The organism is Flavobacterium commune, from assembly GCF_001857965.1.
Lineage (GTDB): Bacteria > Bacteroidota > Bacteroidia > Flavobacteriales > Flavobacteriaceae > Flavobacterium > Flavobacterium commune.
On sequence record NZ_CP017774.1, the window covers coordinates 3,583,991 to 3,602,541 of the forward strand.

Here is an 18,551-nt window from a genome sequence, read left to right on the forward strand (position 1 = left end):
AAAGAAAATGGCAACATCAACATTAGGAGTAATCATAGGAAACAGAGATTTTTTCCCGGACAGTTTAGTAGAAAAAGCGAGATTTGAAATCATTGAAGTTTTTGCTAAATTAAACATCAAACCTATTTTATTAGACAGTACAGATACAAAACTAGGCGGTGTAGAAACTTATAAAGAAGCACAAAAATGTGCTGAATTATTCAAAAAACATCAGGATGAAATTATGGGGGTCTTGGTATTGCTACCTAATTTTGGTGACGAAAAAGGAGTTGCTGACACCTTAAAGTTAGCCAACTTAAATGTTCCTGTTTTAATTCAGGCTTACCCTGATGAGTTGACAAAAATGAATGTGGTCAACAGACGTGATTCCTGGTGCGGAAAAATCTCGGTTTGCAACAACTTATACCAATACGGCATCAAATATTCGTTGACATCTCAGCACGTAATGAGTCCGTCGGATCCTATTTTCCAAAAAGATTTATTAGACTTTACTGCTGTTTGCCGAGTGGTAAAAGGAATGCGTAATGTGCGTATTGGAGCTATCGGTGCAAGACCGGGTGCTTTTAACACCGTTCGTTATTCTGAAAAAATATTACAAAGAAACGGCATCACGGTTACTACGGTAGATTTATCTGAAATTTTAGGTAAAGCTAACAAATTAACGGCTGATACCCCGGCTGTCAAAAAGCATTTGGAATCCATCAACGCTTATGTTGCACAAGGAAAAACACCTAACGAAGCGATGCTTCAAATTGCAAAATTAGATGTGGTATTGAAAGATTTCATGGAAGAATATGCCTTAGACGCTACTGCTATTCAATGTTGGACTTCATTACAACAAAATTACGGTTGCAATGTATGTACCAGCATGAGTATCATGAGTGAAAACATGCTTCCAAGTGCCTGTGAAGTTGACGTAACAGGAACCTTGAGTATGTATGCGATGCAGTTGGCTTCGGGTTCTCCAAGTGCATTGGTAGACTGGAATAATAACTATGCTGACGATCCTGAAAAATGTGTTTTATTCCACTGTGGAAACTGGGCAAAATCATTCCTGCCGGACATTCAATTGAGCACCGCTCCTATCTTAGGAACAACTGTGGGTGTAGAAAATACTTATGGAGCCTTAGACGGAAGAACTCCTGCTATGCCGCTTACTTATGGTAGAATTAGTACCGATGACCCTAAAGGAATCATTAAGGTTTACATTGGCGAAGGCGAACTGACAAACGATACCTTAGAAACTTTCGGAAACAGAGCCGTTGCTCAAATTCCTGATTTGCAAGGACTAATGCAATACGTTTGTAAAAACGGATTTGAACACCACGTGGTGATGAATGCTTCAAAAACAGCAGCAATCTTAGAAGAAGCCTTAGGAAACTACATGGGCTGGGAAGTTTACAAACACTAAAAGAATCAAGATGCACATCGAAAATTTAAAACGAAAATCCATTGAGAGTAGAAAAAAAATTCTCAAATACATCTTCAATGCCAAAGCAGGTCACACTGGTGGAAGTCTTTCTATTTTAGACATTCTGAATGTATTGTACAATGATGTAATGAACGTTTCTCCAGAGAATTTCGATTCTAATACCAGAGACCGATTCATCCAGAGTAAAGGACATTGTGTGGAAGCATTGTACGTTGTTTTGGCCGACAAAGGTTTTTTTCCTGAAGAAGATTTATTGACACTTTGCCAATACAACTCGCCTTACATAGGACATCCAACCAAAGCCATTCCCGGTATTGAACAAAATACCGGTGGATTAGGACACGGTTTGCCTATTTGTGCCGGAGCTGCTTTGGCTGCCAAAAAAGACAATTCACCAACAAAAGTATTTACAATTCTAGGTGACGGAGAAATGGCCGAAGGTTCTAATTGGGAAGCGATGATGTTTGCTGCTCATTATAAACTGGATAATCTATGTGCTATTTTGGATTACAACAAATTGCAAATCACAGCTGCCAATGAAGATGTGATGGGCTTAGAACCCATTGATCAAAAATTAGAAGCCTTTGGATGGGCAGTAAAACATGTGGATGGGCATAATATTGAAAAGCTTTTGGAAACCTTCAGAGGACTACCGTTAGAAAAAGGGAAACCAACCTTTATCATAGCACATACCATCAAAGGAAAAGGAATCAGCTACATGGAAAACGTATTGAAATGGCATCATGGCGTTCCTTCAAAAGAACAATACGATATGGCTATAGAAGAGTTAGACAAACAATTACAAGAACTTGAAACTGTCTCAAAATAATGGAAGAAATAAAAACAATTGATGCCGCTAACCTCGAAGTCTTTTCTGAAGTTCTTCAGTCATTAGCCGCAACCGACAGAGATATTATGGTGGTTACGAGTGATTCTCGTGGTTCAGGAAAGTTAGTCCCTTTTGGACAAAAATATCCCGAACAAATTGTTGAAGTGGGTATTGCCGAGCAAAACCTGGTAGGCGTTGCCACTGGATTAGCCAGTATGGGTAAAAAAGCTTTTGCCGTTTCTCCAGCCTGTTTCCTTACGGCACGAGCATTGGAACAAATTAAAAATGATGTGGCTTATTCAGACAATCCCGTAAAACTAATTGGTATTAGTGCCGGGGTAAGTTATGGCGCATTGGGAACCACACACCATAGTTTACACGATTATGCGGTGCTGAGAGCCATCAATAACATTACCATTGTAGCGCCTGCAGATAATTTTGAAACTGCCGAAGCCATCAAACAAGCAGCCGAAATGACTAGCCCTATTTACCTGCGTTTTGGTAAAAAAACAATGCCTGCCAATTTACAATCAGACTTAAATGCTGATTTTAAAATTGGTAAAGGACGTGTTATTCAGGAAGGAAACGATTTGACTTTTATTGCTACTGGTGAAGCGGTACTACCCTGTGTTGAAGCAGCCAAACTACTGGAAAAAGAACATAATATTTCTTGCAAAATAATCAGTTTACACACCATTAAACCTTTGGATACTGAATTATTATTGGCTTCTGCTGCCAATGGAAAAGCCATTATTACCGTTGAAGAACATTCTATCAATGGCGGATTAGGCGAAGCCGTAGCTTCCTTATTATTCCAAAACGGATGCACTAATAAATTCAAAATCGTAGGATTACCTGATGATCACACCGTTTCAGGTTCGCAAATCGAAATTTTCAATCATTATGGTATTTCAGCCGAAGGATTAAAAAATACTGCTTTAAATACAATCAACCTATGAAGATAAAACACCTTTCCTTAGTGCTGCTAACATTGGTTTTAGTTTTTGGATGTTCCTCGAAAGAGAAGTCCGAAAAGCCTAAAATTGCAGTTGTGGTTTCCACCTTAAACAATCCCTGGTTTGTGATGCTGGCGGAATCAGCTGCTGAAAACGCCAAAAAACTAGGATATGAAGCCAAAATATTTGATTCGCAAAACAACCCTGCTATCGAATCGGATAATTTTGAAAACCTCATCTCTTCGGGTTATGATGCCATTCTTTTAAATCCAACTGATTCTGACGGTTCTATTTCGAATATTTTAAAAGCTAAAACAGCGGGAATTCCGGTGTTTTGCATGGATAGAGAAGTAAATGCCGACGATGCAGCTACAAGCCAGATTCTTTCGGACAACTATTCAGGTTGTGTTTCTATCGGAATCGAATTTGTAAAAGAATTAAAAGAAAAAGGAAAGTATGTTGAAATCTTAGGTTTAGTAGGCGACAATAACACCTGGGCGCGCTCAGGAGGATTCCATTCGGTTGTGGATAAATTCCCTAATTTAAAAATGGTAGCCCAACAAAGTGGCGATTTCGATCGAAATAAGGCCATGGAAGTTTTAGAAACAATCCTGCAGGCTAACCCTGATATTGACGGTGTTTTTTGCGGCAATGATGCGATGGCAATGGGTGCTTTTCAAGCCTTACAAGCGGCAGGAAAGGAAACCAAAGTTAAAATTTTTGGATTTGATGGTGCAGGTGATGTCATTGAAAAAATTCGGGAAAAGAAAATTATAGCTACAGGCATGCAATTTCCTAAAGTGATGGCTCAAACAGCTGCCCAATATGCCGATGAGTATTTTAAAGGGAGAAAAGTATTTCCTCAAAGGGTTCCTGTAGAAGTCGAATTAGTAAATGCAGCAAACATTAAAGACTACTAAAGATGAAAAAAAAGTATGTATATATTTTAGCTTTTGTAATAATCGCCATTTTAGGATACAATTCGGTTTATTTCAAAAAACTGAGTGATGTGAAAAATGCCAAAAAGGAAAATTTCGATTTTAAAGCTTACGCCGATTCGATTTACTATAAAGGTATTTTGAAAAGCAAAAAAACGATTGCTTTAACCAATTTGATTTCTTCGGTAAAAACCAATCAGGAAGCTGCTTTCAAAAAATATGGAAACCGACTTGGAATAGGAAATTCGGCTTATTTTATGATTCAAAGCACCGGAAAAATCATTGATATCAAAGACGGAATTTACACTATTGCCGACGAGAAAAATGGTGTGGTTTACATTGACACCAAATACATTTTTGGAAATGCATTGCGAGATGCTTCAGGTTTAGTGAAACTGACTGATTTTAAAACCAATGCTCAATTTAACAAAGTGTCAGAATCGTTGAACGATATTGTTCGAAATGAAGTCATCCCAAAAGAAATTAAAAAAGTACAAATTGGCGATAGCGTTTCATTTTCAGGAGCCATCAAACTAAGCAAAAAACAAACTTTGTTTACCGATCTTTTAATTATTCCATCACAAATTAAACTTCAGTAAATTGTTAGAAGCAATTAACATATCCAAAGAATTCCCGGGCGTAAAAGCACTCAATCAGGTAAATTTTAAATTTTATCCTGCCAAAGTCAATGCCATATTGGGAGAAAACGGTGCGGGAAAATCGACCTTGTTAAAAATTTTGACAGGCGTTTACACCCAATACGATGGTGAGATTCAATTAAATGGTGAAACCGTTACGTTTTCGAATATTAAAGAAGCTCAAAATGCGGGAATTGCCATTATTCATCAGGAATTAAACTTAATTCCGGAGCTTAGTGTAACCGAAAATTTATTTTTAGGAAGAGAAATTAAAACTTCATTCGGACTTTTAGATTCCTCAAAAATGGAAGCAGAAGCCACGCGCATTTTTGAAAAAATTCAATTGAACGTTAGTCCTAAAACCTTGGTACAACAACTAAAAGTAGGAGAACAACAGTTAGTTGAAATTGCAAAAGCGTTACTTTGTAATGCCGATGTTATTTTGATGGACGAGCCTACTTCTGCCTTAAGTGACAAAGAAATAGACAACTTACACCGTATTATTTATGAGCTAAAAGCGGAAGGCAAAACCATTGTTTACATTTCTCATAAAATGGATGAATTATTCAAAATTGCTGAAAACTATACCGTTTTAAGAGACGGAAACAGCATTGATGCCGGGGAAATGAAAAACACCACCGAGCAGGAATTAATTCGAAAAATGGTAGGTCGTGATGTGCTTATCGAGAAAAAAAACACCGAAAATCAATTCGAAAATACCATTCTGAAAGTAGAAAATCTAAACCTGATCCATCCCGGCAATAAGAAAAGAAAACTCCTTCACGATATTTCTTTCGAATTAAAAAAGGGAGAAATTCTGGGCATCTTTGGTTTGATGGGAGCTGGCAGAACTGAACTTTTGGAAACTATATTCGGAATGCATCCTTCAAATAGCGAATATCATTTAGAAATTGATGGAAAAAGCACTTTCCACAAAAAGCCAAAAGATGCTATTGGAAATAGATTGGCTTTTGTAACCGAAGATCGTAAAACCGAAGGATTGGTTTTAGGCATGGATATTTCGTCTAATATCAGCCTGACTAATCTGCCTACGTTTGGACTTTTAAGTCCTTCAAAAGACAAGGCTTCTTCGAAAGATTATATCGAAAAGTTACGCATCAAAACGCCATCTGAAATGCAATTGTGCCAAAATTTAAGTGGTGGAAATCAACAAAAAGTAGTTTTAGCCAAATGGCTCGCAACCAATCCTCAAATTTTAATGATGGATGAGCCTACCCGTGGAATCGATATCAATGCCAAAAATGAAATTTACAATCTAATAAAAGAGCTCGCAACCAACCAAATGAGTATCATTTTAGTTTCTTCTGAAATTCCCGAAATACTAGCGCTTTCGGATCGAATTTTAGTGATGGCCGAAGGGAAGATTAAAGCTTCCTATTTAGCCGCAGAAGCCAATGAAGATAAATTATTAAAATCAGCCTTACCTGAATAATTATGACTATTTCCTTAAACCACCCTATTATCAAAAAATCGCAATCCTTAATTGCGTTGTTTCTTTTGTGTTTATTTATCAGCCTGTTGTCTGATAAATTCATGACAAGCACTAACCTTTGGAATGTATTGAGACAAATCTCTGTTAATGTTTGCATTTCTGTCGGAATGACATTGGTAGTTTTAATGGCAGGAATCGATCTTTCAGTAGGTTCAGTATTGGGGCTTACCGCAGCAATATGTGCCGGTTTATTAAAAAGCGGACTCTCCTTTGAATCCATGGATTTATTTGTAGGATTTAGCGTTTTAGGAGCCATTTTAGCAGCCATACTTATCGGAATGGCCTTGGGGCTTTTCAACGGTTGGGTGATTACCAAATTCGCCATTCCTCCTTTTGTGGCAACACTGGCAATGTTAACAATTGCACGTGGATTAACAATGCTTTATACCGAAGGTATTCCCATTTCTAATTTAGGTCCTGAATTTGAGTTTATTGGTTCGGGTTGGATTTTAGGAATTCCGGTACCGGTTTGGATATCGCTGTTCATGGTCTTAATTGTCGTTTTCTTAACTAAAAAAACCACTTTTGGCAGATACATTTATGCCATTGGAGGAAATGAAAAAGCAGCATTTTTATCAGGAATCAGCATTAATAAAATCAAATTAGCAGTTTATGGAATTGCCGGAATGATGGCGGCTGTGGGTGGTGTTTTAGTCACTTCGAGACTAAATTCGGCACAACCTAATGCCGGTATGAGTTACGAACTGGATTCTATTGCAGCCGTAGTTATTGGAGGAACTTCGCTATCAGGTGGTGTGGGTACCGTTGCCGGAACCGTGATTGGTGCGATAATTATTGGAGTTTTAAACAACGGATTAGTTTTACTGGACGTTTCGCCTTTTTGGCAGCAAGTGGTAAAAGGTATCGTTATTTTATTGGCGGTAATTATTGATAAAATGAATCAGAAAAATAAATAAAATATTAATTCTTTTTTCACCATTAAGAAATTAAGATAATTAAGACTTAATGCTCCTTAATTTCTTAATGGTGAAAAAAATTCTATTTAATGTTTCTCTTTTAAAAGTTGTTTATTATTCAACTGAGCTTTTAAAAGACAAATTTTACACTAAAAAATGAAAAAATATATTCTTGCCATAGACCAGGGTACCAGCAGTACCAAAACCATACTTTTTGACGAATCAGGACAGGCTGCGGCTAAAGGCAGCGTTGATTTAAAAACGAATTATTTTGACAATGGTTTTGTGGAACAAAATCCTGAGGATATTTTCCAAAATGTACTCGACTCCGTAACTGAATGCCTAAATGATTTTACAAAAAAAGGGCTGGCTGTTTCAGACATTGTTTCCTGTGGTATCAGCAATCAAAGAGAAACTTTTATCCTTTGGGACAAAGATGGAAATGCATTGGCTCCAGCCGTAGTTTGGGCCTGTAAACGTTCTATTTCCATTTGCACTGATTTAATCAAAAAAGGGCAGAATGATTTTATCAAACTAAAAACAGGTTTATTATTAGATCCTTATTTTTCGGGTACCAAATTGCTTTGGCTACTGGAAAATGATGCGAAATTAAAAGAAAAAGTAACCAAAGGCGAAGTATATTTTGGAACGGTAGATTGCTGGCTTTTGTACAAATTGACCAATGGAACCCATTTCAAAACCGATTACACCAATGCTTCCCGAACCTTACTTTTCAATATTCATACGTTACAATGGGATGCTGAAATTTTAGAAACCTGGGGATTATCCAACTTGAATTTACCTCAACCCTGCCCTTCTTCACATAATTTTGGAATGGTTGATTTTGGACAATTTTTGGACAATAAAATCCCGCTTTCTATCCCAATTACTTCTTTAATTGGCGATTCGCATGCGGCGACTTTTGGAGAAGGTTGTTTCGAAAAAGGTACTGCCAAAGTCACTCTGGGAACAGGAAGTTCGATAATGATGAACATTGGCGACAAAGCCATTTTATCCAATTCCGGAATGTTGACCACCATTTGCTGGAGTACCGAAAACCGCGTAGATTATGCGCTGGAAGGCGCTATTGTTTCCTGTGGTTCCACTATCGAATGGTTGAAAAACGAATTGCAATTGTTCTCCTCTGCTGCTGAAACCGAAGCTATGGCAAAAGCCATTCCGGACAATGCAGGTATTTATCTGATTCCTGCTTTTAGCGGACTGGGTGCACCACATTGGCAAATGAGCCGAAAAGCATCGATTGAAGGGATGACTTTTGGCACCACTAAAAATCATATTGTCAGGGCAGCTTTAGAAAGTATTCCGTACCAAATAAAAGATGTGGTGGAAGCTATGGCTAAAGACATGCAGGCCACAATAAAATCCATTTCGGTAAACGGCGGTATGACTCAAAACAAATTTGTCATTCACTTTCTGGCCGATTTATTGGGAATTCCCCTGAACAAGCAACGAAATCCTGACGTTTCCGCTTTGGGAGCCGCTTATTTATCCGGTCTTAAAAGTGGTGTTTACAGCAGTATTGAGCAACTTTCGGCAATTAATAAAAGTCAAACCGATCAGGTTTTAGCAGATTCAGACAATGATTTGCCAAGAAATGGGTATTTGGGGTGGAAAGAAAAAATAGTTACTTAGAAAATCAACTTTTGGAAATTTTTAAGAAAAATGATGCGATTCCAATTTTTTTAGATAAAAAAATACTACTTTAGCTACATCTGAAATTCATTTTTATGCTAAAACTATCTTATCTAAAAAATACTATCTTTAAAAAAATATTTTTCTTTTTTCTAGGACTAAGCTTTTTAATGATTTCCTGCAATAATTCTGATAATGATCCGGATTATGTTCCCCCTACTTTAAAAAACTTTCCGGAATCCGGTTTATTAGGTCAGCCTATATCCATTCAAATAGAGAATATGGAAATTGGTAAAATCCAGGTCTTTTTCGATTTGGAAGAAGCAGATGTAAAATATACAGCTGATAATGAAATTATGGTAATAGTACCAACATCTATTAAACGTTATAACCCAACTCTTAAGATTATTGATTTAAATGAAAATAAAACGATATTAAGTTCAACCTTTACATTAAAAAAACCTGTAATTACTAAATATAGCAGTGAGAATATTTCATTTAATGAAACCCTTACCATATATGGGGAAAACTTTGACACCAATAGAAACTTAATAAAGGTATTGGTGAATAATGAAATTGCTCAAATTCAAAATACCGACTTCAATAAAGTTGAAATAATGATTCCTACTAAACTTACTACTGCAAATCTGGAAATAAAAGTTCAATCCCAACTTCAGGAAGCATCTTCTACTCTGCCTTTAGTCTTAAAAAATCCAATTATTAAAGGAACGCAGCTTAACCAAGTTTGGTTGCAACAAACTCTTGATGTCAATATAGAAAACGTGAATCCTAATAGCGAATTTGGCGAAGTATTTGTAAATGGTATTCCATGTTATTTTTCTGCTAGTACCAACAACATAATTGGAATCACTATTCCTCCAGGACCATACAAAGATTTTTTTGTTACTAATATCACTTACAAAACTGCAGGATTAACAACAAGTTATGATTGTAACATAAAAATTTTAAACAATTTTATTTTAGTTGACCATATCGACAATGCACAAACTGAATTCAACATTTTCATTCATAATAATAAAGCATATACTTTTTCATATACCATTCCTGGAACTGATGAATTTGAACGTTATTATACTTTTCTTGAATTTTCCCCTGTCACTGAAAAATGGAAACAAATATCAACATTTCATTACACCGGACATATAGTTAATGCTGTTTATGATGGGAACAACACCGTTTACTTTTACAAATTAGAAGGTAATAGTCAATCTTATAGTCTATCAAAATTTAATATGGATACAAACAAAGAGACTGCAATAGATTTACCTAACAATAAAATTGTAGCTCCTCTCCTCTTTGCCTTTCATGATAAACTCTATTTATATAGTGGATTAGACAGAACCAGTACCTCAACAACTGTTCGTAATAAAAAATATGAATATTCAAAACTTGATAACACTTGGAGAGAACTGTCATCTTCAGTTTTATCTGAGCTGCCTCTTACTAGTGAACATGCTGTTACTACCCCTATCGACTATGTATTCATTGGAGAAGATATTTATATCTCTTATGGATTGAACTACTCAACATTTAAAATAAGTCCAAACCTGAGTGTTACCAAAACCCCTTATGCACTCAGTTTTCAATACGGAAATAATATTATTGTCAAAAGTTCCTATGATTATCTCTATAATACAAAAACAAATAAATATGTGGCAGTAGACATTTTAAATTTAACCGGATATAGCAATAATTTCTTCACATTAAATAATGAGGTTTATTATTTAAGAAATAGTTGGTCTATGTATTATCAAAACACTATTTATACCCAAAAAATAAGTAAACAAATTTTAAATGGATTGCTTTAAACTAAAATATACATTTTACACTTTCTTCTTATTTATTATTCTAAGTTGTAGTTCCAATAATGATGATGACATTGATGATTCGCCATTAGAACTAACTATTACTAATTTTGAATCTTCAAATAATCAGGTCAAAATTGAATGGGAAACAATTAAACCAAAAGGATTAATTATTGAAGATTTATGCATCTATAGATTGGATAAGAATCAGGAAACCGATTTTGTTAGTGAAAAGCGTATTGCAAATTTACCTTCCAACGAAACGACATTTACAGACTATGATGTACCTTATAAAAAAGAAGTCTCATACAAAATAAGAATTAATTACAGAGACGAAAGAACTACTCCTATACAGTTTTTAAATTTAGAAAGTGAAGAAAAAAAATTCACTAGACAAATTATATCATTCACTAATGTTCCTTTCCAAGTACAAAAAGATCCAATACAAACAAATATTTTCCATATTTTGGACAAAAAAGGGAATGGGTATCTATATAAGTATAACAGTAGCAAAAACAACTTTGAATACACAAAAACATTTGATAATGGAAATCTTTTAAATAATCGATTTCAAATAATAAACACCAATGAAATTTATATCGCAGATACTAAAGGTAAGGTTTTCAGGTTAAATGCCGATAATTATAACACTATTGGAACTTATTCTACTTTAATTTCAGACAATCTAAATGCATTTGCCATTTCAGGTAATCGTATTTATTATCAGGATGAAGAAACTTGGAATTTTTATAATATTTCTACAGGGGGAAATAATAAAGTAGGACTCGTTACTTCAATGGATTATTCAGAATACTTGGGTAATGATATTTTTCTGTTTTTATATTCACAAATTGGATATGATGCAAAACTTTTTGGTTTTTCACCAAATACTTGTAATAATTTAGATTGCTGGCCAACCTTTTATAATTTCCCCAGAAATCCAACTAAAACATATTCTGTTGATCCCAATATATTTTCCTGGAACTCCAGTAAATCCAAATTTATAACATCCATAAATGGTTGTGTCTTTAATATTTCTGATATGAATATAGAAAAAAGTTTAAGTGACATTACTGGAAAACGCTATTTTCAATTTGCTTTTGATTCAAATGATACTATTTATGCTTGTGTACAAGCAGAAAAAAAAATCCATGTTTTCAACTCTAAGTATGAACTAATTGATATTATTGATACAAAATTATTTCCACTTTTTCCAATGAAAACAGATAATGATTTGAAAGTCATCGGAAGTTACGAACCTATTTCTTATTGGAGTTTTGGATATGGTTATTATTTCAACTTTAATATAGAATGTGCAATAGAAACTATTAATTGAAATAAAAAAATGATTGTTATTTTTCCCAGCTACTGAACAAAATAAAAAAGGGAAATTAACAACAAACAACATAATCTTATAAATAAACCTAAGGAAAAACAATTCTATGCTGTTTATTTAAACCTTTGCCGCCCCTGACTTTCGATGACCATGACAAATGAAGGAAGAGCCATAATGATGGAACATGTTGCTTATTGGACTGAAAAATGAATCCTCGACCGCACAGATATATTCATGCAACGATAGTCTGGAAATGTTTTCCGTGCCCGCAACAGTGAGTAAAAAATGTAATCTAAATTACTTTGTCGAGTTACTTACGGAGATTCCTCCTTCGTCGGAAAGACAAGATTGCGGGAATAGTTTCTTTTTTAACTCGATGAAAGCAATTGTCCCAACATTTTAGTTCTAATAATTCCCAGAAACTAATAAAATTAGCCCACCCGGTGATACGTTAACTCAAGAAACATACTAAACAAAAACACACTAAAAATCAACAACTTAATTAATTCAAAAACAGTTCTGTATCGATATTTTCATTAATTTAATGCTAGAATACAAAATCATTTAATATCAAAAAAAATGAATCCACCAGAGTAGCCGAAAACTGCATATTGAAAGAGTAGGCAACAAATATTTAGGTCATGAAAAAAATTACATTATCTCTTTCAATGTTGTTTTTCATTGTAAATTCTTTTTGTCAAACACAAACTACAACATTTTCGAAAGAATACTATTTAGAAAAAAGTAAAAAGCAAAAAAAAACAGGATGGATAGTACTGGGAACTGGTTTAGGAATTGCTGCAATTGGTGGATTGGTACAATTGAGTAATTCAAACTCAAGCTCTTGGAATTTCGATTTTACCGGAGCTTACATTGCTATAGGTGGAGGTGTTTTGTCACTAGCCAGCATTCCTTGCTTTGTGAGTGCCGCAAAAAATAAAAAAATGGCTGTTGCCTTAACTATTGATAATCAAAATATCCTACTTCCTCAAGACAATAGTTTCACTTTTAAAAAACAACCTTCACTCTGTTTAAGGATTGAATTATAATAAATTAAAGATATTCCCCTCCTTTAGATATGTTCAAACCTTAGTAGCACTACTGCACGAAATAAAATTCGACAAACTCAATCCTTTAGTGTGGTAAATTTATAAATCGATGCAGAGTATTCACTACTAGCGCAACTTGACGAGATGCTTCCTTTGTCAACGGGATAACTTTGTGGTCAAGTTAAGGTCGAAAATTGTATTTCCCAACTCTTAACTTCCATCTTCTAACTCCCCAACATTTAAAGAATTTAGTGTTATCTTTATGACTTGAATCCGATATATTCAAACAACTTTATCTTTAAAATAGATTTTAATGAACATCAAAACATTAATACTGATTATAATTAATAGTTTAATTGCATTGGTAATTGCTTTATTGTCTTTTTCTTCATACCAACAGTTTTCAAACGTTTTAAACGATCGTATTTTGCTGCAATTAAATTCTATTAAAACCCTCAAGCAAAACCAGATTGAACATGTATTAAAATCAGAATGGGAACGATTTGAAGCTTCCGAATTGTACAACCAAAACATTGACACTACCGTATTAAAGCTTCCGGATAGTATTAAAAACAACAATGGAATTTACGATTTTACAGCCTACCATGTAGCTAAAAAAACAACAATAGGTTTTATCGCCCAGTCAAAAAAGGGTACGAAGATTAAAATTTTTGATTACAACAAAATAAAAAAAATACTTCTGGAACGTACAGGAATGGGTGACAGTGGCGAATCCTACCTTGTTGGCGAAGATTTCCGAATGCGTTCTCAATCTCGTTTTTATCCAAACAAAATTCCTCACACTATAGTGGTGAAAACCAAAGGCGTGACCAATGCTTTTAAAGGTATAAATGGCAGAGGTGTTTTTGAAGATTACAGGGGCATTGATGTATATAGTGTGTACAGTCTGATAGTAGTAGGAAACCTAAAGATGGTTATTCTGTCTGAAATAGATGTGGATGAGGTTACGATTCCGTTAAAAGAATTGAAGGAAAGACTTGCAGCTTTAACTCTTGGAATTTTTTTACTGGCTGTTATGCTTTCTCTTTTCCTGACAAGAATTATTACCAACCCAATTAAAAATATGCAAAAAAGTCTCCGAATTATGGCAGAAGGAGACTATAACCAAACCAATGAATTTATAAAAAATTCGAAGGAAATAAAGGAAATGTTTGACGCCTTGGCCAATTTGAAAGCTTCTTTGCAAGGTGCCGTAAAATTCTCTGATGATATTGGAAAAATGAATTTACATAGCGATTTTAAACCTAAAAGTTCTAATGATTTGCTTGGAAAAAGCCTTTTAGCAATGAGAGATAAGTTGATAGAGTTTAGAAATAATGAAGAAAATACCCGAATACTATCCAAACGGATGCTGGTAAACGGTATGGAAGATGAAAGGCGCCGACTTTCGCGAGAGCTCCATGATGGTGTAGGTCCTTATTTAACATCATTAAAACACTACATTGAGAATAGGGTTCAAAATGAATCGAAAAAAGCAGAAATGAAAAAAATAGTGGACGACACCATTGCTGAAATCAGATTGATGTCAAATGCCTTGATGCCTGCCTCAATAGATGATTTTGGAATTGGAGTTACCTTAACCAACTTTATCGAAAGCCTAAAAAAATCAACAACTGTAACTATTCAATACGAAGATTTAACCCAACAGGAAAATTCTAATATTACAAACCATCAGGCGATTAATCTTTTTAGAATAAGCCAGGAACTGATTAATAATTCATTAAAACATGCTAATGCAAAAAATATCAGGATTACACTTTCGGAATTTGATGAATTTATTTCTCTTTTTTATTTTGATGATGGTATTGGTTTTGATATCAAAACTGTTAAATTAGGTTTAGGAATTACTAACATCAAAGAACGTGTAGAAATTTGCAATGGTACAATTACCATCAATGCAAATCCCGGAAATACAACTTTTGAAATTGAATTACCCGTAGAATTATGAACGAAATCAAATTAATAATAGCTGATGATCATGAGCTTTTTAGAAACGGACTTGCAGAACTGTTAAGAAAACATGACGATATAAAAATAGTTAAAAGTGTTGGGGATGGCATTGAATTTATGGAGCTTATCAACAGCCAATTAGAGGCTGATATTGTATTACTGGACATTACTATGCCCAAAATGGATGGTTTTCAGGTTTTAAAAGAATTAAAAACCTTAAATTCTGATATAAAACCTATTGTAATTTCGATGCACAATGATGGAAATTACATTGCAAAATGCGCTAAAATGGGTGCTTTCGGATATCTATTAAAAAACACAGATGAAGCCGAATTAATCCTTGCAATAAGGAGCGTTTATAATGGAAAAAAATATTTTAGTGCTGAAATTTCTGAAAAAATGATAAACTTTATGTCAACACAAAGCATCAGTGAAAATGTTTTATCCAATAAGGAAACCGAAGTTTTAGGATTAATTGCTAAGGGGTTAACAACTAAAGAAATTGCTACTAAACTATTTGTAAGTTCCCGCACCATAGAAACTCATCGTGCCAATGTTTTAAAAAAGTTAGAAGTAAAAAATACCGCCGAACTCATTAAAAAAGCAACAAAAATGAATTTAGTATAAAAATATCCGTATAAATACGGATGCAAATTGGGTAAATTCACATAATACTAAAACCCTATTACTGATTGTAAATTTATAAAAAACAATAAACAGTAATAGTTATGAAAAATATAGCATTAATATTAGGAGTTTTATTAATTTCATTTAGTGCATTTGCACAAGAGGAAAGTAATGTAAAACAAAGTGATTTAAAAGGTCCAGCTTATAAGAATTACAAACATTGGATGCACAAAACAGTGCCTACCAAAATATATTCAGAAAACAACAAAACATCACTTCAAGGACCTGCATACAAAAACCAACAACCGGGGAGAAATACTTCTAGCCAAGACTTGGTTGAAGTGAAAATAGGTGATTCTGAAAGACAAAAGTTGACTGGACCTGCATACAAAAACCATGGTCCATGGAGTAAAAAAGGTTAACATCTGACTAACTGAATGAGATCGTTTAGAGATTTATCTCTATCTAAAATCTGATTCAATTGACGATTACAAAACTAAAGAGGCTGTCTGAAAAGTAATTTTCGGGCAGCCTTTATTTTTGTTCCCCTACTAGTCTTGCAAACACAATTCTATTGATCTTCCAGCCTGAATGACTCATTTAATACTATTCTAAACTACATCTCCTTCTCCATAACATAATCCTCCATTAAATAACCGTACTCTAATTCAATATCTATTTCTTCAACAATTTCGAAGCCTAATTTTTGATAAAAAGTTAATGCTTTATTAAAACGATTAACATTTAACAAAAGAGAATTTGATTTGTTTTCTTTAGCAAATTGAGCTATCGAATCAATTAATAATTTACCGATTCCTTTTCCTTGAGTTTCAGGAAGAATATAAATTTTATGGATTTTTGTAGTATTTTCATTTTTATGATTATGTTCGAAAGAAGCAAAACCCAAACAAATATCATTTTCTTTTGCAAGAATAAATTCATGTCCATTTTCTATATTAGCCAGCAAAGCACTTTCTGAATAGAACGCATCGAGCATGTATTCTAATTGTGCTGAAGATAAAATTTCGCCATAGGTAAGCGGCCAGGTTTTATGCGCTATTTCGGTAATAGTTTTTAAGTCGGCTACAGTAGCTTTAACAATATGTATCATTGGTTATTCATTCGTAAAAACTCTGTTTTCCTGTTCGCTTACACGTATAAAAGTAGTTCTTTTAGTCAACTCTTTTAGTCGAGAGGCACCCACATAAGTACAGCTGCTTCGTAAACCTCCCAAAATATCTAAAACGGTATCCACCACATCTCCTTTAAAAGGAATTTTCACTACCTTTCCTTCACTCGCTCTATATTCGGCAACGCCACCTACATGTTTTTTCATGGCCGTGGCAGAACTCATGCCATAAAATTGTTTGTACTTTTTACCATTAATTTCCAATAGTTCTCCCCCACTTTCGGTATGTCCGGCAAGCATTCCGCCAAGCATAACAAAATCAGAACCGGCACCAAAGGCTTTTGCTATATCGCCCGGAGTCGTACAACCACCATCACTGATAATATGACCTCCCAATCCATGAGCTGCATCGGCACATTCTATAATTGCCGAAAGCTGCGGATAACCCACACCCGTTTTTATTCGGGTAGTACAAACCGAACCGGGACCAATGCCTACTTTTATAATATCAGCACCAGCCAAGAGCAATTCTTCTACCATTTCGCCAGTAACCACATTCCCGGCAATAATTACTTTGTCGGGAAATTGTTTTCGGGTTTGTTTCAAGAAGTTCACAAAATGCTCCGAATACCCATTGGCAACATCAATACAGATAAATTTCAATAATGGATTAGCGGTAATAATTTCGATTACCTTTTTGAAATCATTTTTTCCAGTTCCTGTACTAACGGCGATATAATCATAAAAATCAGGAGTCGCATCTTCAAGAAACACGTTCCATTCTGAAACCGAATAATGCTTATGAATGGCAGTGAATAATTTATGCTTGGCTAATTCCTTAGCCATTTCAAAAGTCCCCACAGTATCCATATTAGCAGCCATAATAGGAATTCCACTCCATTTGGTCGTGCTGTGCAAAAACTTAAATTCCCTATCTAAAGAAACCTCAGCTCTACTTTTTAACGTAGACCGTTTGGGTCTGATCATAACATCTTTAAAGCCTAATTTAAGATCGGTTTCTATTCGCATAATTATCACTTTTTAATCGGTTATTGGAAAATAACTTTTATTATTCTTAAAAGTAATGAATTTTACGCGAGAATTATGCAATTAAAAAAGAGACTTATCAACTATATATTAACCGTGAATGGTTTCGTTTTTTCCGTAATTAGAAATAATGGATTCTTCAAATTCCAACCATTCTCTCCAACGTTTTTCGACATCAATTCCTTCGCCATATTTTCGGGCATAGGTAATAAAAGTAGTGTAATGTCCCGCTTCACTTTCCATCAATTCTCTGTAAAAAACAGCCAATTCTTCGTCCTGAATGTTTTCTGAAAGTACTTTGAAACGTTCGCAACTTCTGGCTTCAATCATTGCCGAAAAAAGCAATCTTTCAACCAAACCTGAAACTCGGCTTCCGTTTCCGCTTCTTTTCATGTATTGGTACAATTCGTTTACATAATCGTCTTTACGCTCGCGACCTAACTTTAATCCGCGTTTGATGATTAGATTATGTACCTGTTCGAAATGATCGATTTCTTCTTTGGCCAAAGCCAATAAATCTTTAACCAAATCCTGGTGTTCTGAATTATTGGTGATAATCGTAATGGCGTTGGTAGCTGCTTTTTGCTCGCACCAGGCATGATCGGTCAAGATTTCTTCTATGTTTTTCTCTACAATATTCACCCATCTTGGGTCGGTTGGTAATTGTAATCGTAATACGCCCATGTTTTT

The 18,551-nt window shown here is 34.7% G+C and carries 17 protein-coding genes; 14 read left to right on the forward strand and 3 right to left on the reverse strand.

Annotation, left to right across the window (positions count from 1 at the left end):
* Positions 1–7: 7 nt before the first annotated feature.
* The 14 genes from BIW12_RS14890 to BIW12_RS14955 all read left to right on the forward strand — a co-directional run bounded on the left by BIW12_RS14890 (position 8) and on the right by BIW12_RS14955 (position 16,107).
* Complete coding sequence (locus tag BIW12_RS14890; RefSeq protein ID WP_071185837.1) at positions 8–1,411, forward strand: L-fucose/L-arabinose isomerase family protein; 1,404 nt, start codon at positions 8–10, stop codon at positions 1,409–1,411.
* A gap of 10 nt (positions 1,412–1,421) precedes the next feature.
* The gene (locus tag BIW12_RS14895) at positions 1,422–2,261 is read left to right on the forward strand and encodes a transketolase (protein WP_071185838.1); all 840 of its coding nucleotides are present in this window, start codon (positions 1,422–1,424) and stop codon (positions 2,259–2,261) included.
* Positions 2,261–3,220, forward strand: a complete 960-nt coding sequence (locus tag BIW12_RS14900) for a transketolase family protein (protein ID WP_071185839.1) — start codon at positions 2,261–2,263, stop codon at positions 3,218–3,220. Before BIW12_RS14895 ends, BIW12_RS14900 begins: the two co-directional genes overlap by 1 nt.
* Entirely contained in the window at positions 3,217–4,137 is a 921-nt protein-coding gene (locus tag BIW12_RS14905) for a D-ribose ABC transporter substrate-binding protein (RefSeq protein ID WP_071185840.1), read from the forward strand. The genes BIW12_RS14900 and BIW12_RS14905 overlap by 4 nt, the downstream gene beginning before the upstream one ends.
* 2 nt (positions 4,138–4,139) lie before the next feature.
* Positions 4,140–4,754 carry a DUF2291 domain-containing protein gene (locus BIW12_RS14910; RefSeq protein ID WP_071185841.1) on the forward strand — a complete coding sequence of 205 codons (615 nt, stop codon included), beginning with the start codon at positions 4,140–4,142 and terminating at the stop codon, positions 4,752–4,754.
* 1 nt (position 4,755) lies between these two features.
* Positions 4,756–6,246, forward strand: a complete 1,491-nt coding sequence (locus BIW12_RS14915; protein WP_071185842.1) for a sugar ABC transporter ATP-binding protein — start codon at positions 4,756–4,758, stop codon at positions 6,244–6,246.
* Positions 6,247–6,248: 2 nt separating this feature from the next.
* Complete coding sequence (locus BIW12_RS14920) at positions 6,249–7,223, forward strand: ABC transporter permease (RefSeq protein WP_071185843.1); 975 nt, start codon at positions 6,249–6,251, stop codon at positions 7,221–7,223.
* Between the two features lie 156 nt (positions 7,224–7,379).
* Positions 7,380–8,876, forward strand: coding sequence for an FGGY family carbohydrate kinase (locus tag BIW12_RS14925; protein ID WP_071185844.1), 1,497 nt, complete (start codon positions 7,380–7,382; stop codon positions 8,874–8,876).
* Between the two features lie 95 nt (positions 8,877–8,971).
* Positions 8,972–10,705: an IPT/TIG domain-containing protein gene (locus BIW12_RS14930; protein WP_157499561.1), complete on the forward strand. Its 1,734-nt coding sequence runs from the start codon at positions 8,972–8,974 to the stop codon at positions 10,703–10,705.
* Positions 10,692–12,038: a hypothetical protein gene (locus BIW12_RS14935; RefSeq protein ID WP_071185846.1), complete on the forward strand. Its 1,347-nt coding sequence runs from the start codon at positions 10,692–10,694 to the stop codon at positions 12,036–12,038. Before BIW12_RS14930 ends, BIW12_RS14935 begins: the two co-directional genes overlap by 14 nt.
* A gap of 641 nt (positions 12,039–12,679) precedes the next feature.
* Positions 12,680–13,087 carry a hypothetical protein gene (locus BIW12_RS14940; protein ID WP_071185847.1) on the forward strand — a complete coding sequence of 136 codons (408 nt, stop codon included), beginning with the start codon at positions 12,680–12,682 and terminating at the stop codon, positions 13,085–13,087.
* A gap of 313 nt (positions 13,088–13,400) precedes the next feature.
* The gene (locus tag BIW12_RS14945; protein WP_071185848.1) at positions 13,401–15,056 is read left to right on the forward strand and encodes a sensor histidine kinase; all 1,656 of its coding nucleotides are present in this window, start codon (positions 13,401–13,403) and stop codon (positions 15,054–15,056) included.
* Positions 15,053–15,685, forward strand: coding sequence for a response regulator (locus tag BIW12_RS14950; protein ID WP_071185849.1), 633 nt, complete (start codon positions 15,053–15,055; stop codon positions 15,683–15,685). The genes BIW12_RS14945 and BIW12_RS14950 overlap by 4 nt, the downstream gene beginning before the upstream one ends.
* 101 nt (positions 15,686–15,786) lie before the next feature.
* Complete coding sequence (locus tag BIW12_RS14955) at positions 15,787–16,107, forward strand: hypothetical protein (RefSeq protein ID WP_071185850.1); 321 nt, start codon at positions 15,787–15,789, stop codon at positions 16,105–16,107.
* Between the two features lie 194 nt (positions 16,108–16,301).
* Here BIW12_RS14955 and BIW12_RS14960 read toward each other — a convergent pair whose 3' ends face one another.
* The 3 genes from BIW12_RS14960 to miaE form a co-directional block, all read right to left on the reverse strand.
* Positions 16,302–16,796, reverse strand: a complete 495-nt coding sequence (locus BIW12_RS14960) for a GNAT family N-acetyltransferase (protein WP_071185851.1) — start codon at positions 16,794–16,796, stop codon at positions 16,302–16,304.
* Between the two features lie 3 nt (positions 16,797–16,799).
* Positions 16,800–17,843 (reverse strand): GMP reductase, encoded by a 1,044-nt coding sequence (guaC, locus tag BIW12_RS14965; RefSeq protein ID WP_071185852.1) that lies wholly within the window; start codon positions 17,841–17,843, stop codon positions 16,800–16,802.
* 108 nt (positions 17,844–17,951) lie between these two features.
* Positions 17,952–18,545 (reverse strand): tRNA-(ms[2]io[6]A)-hydroxylase, encoded by a 594-nt coding sequence (gene miaE, locus BIW12_RS14970; protein ID WP_071185853.1) that lies wholly within the window; start codon positions 18,543–18,545, stop codon positions 17,952–17,954.
* Between the last annotated feature and the right edge of the window lie 6 nt (positions 18,546–18,551).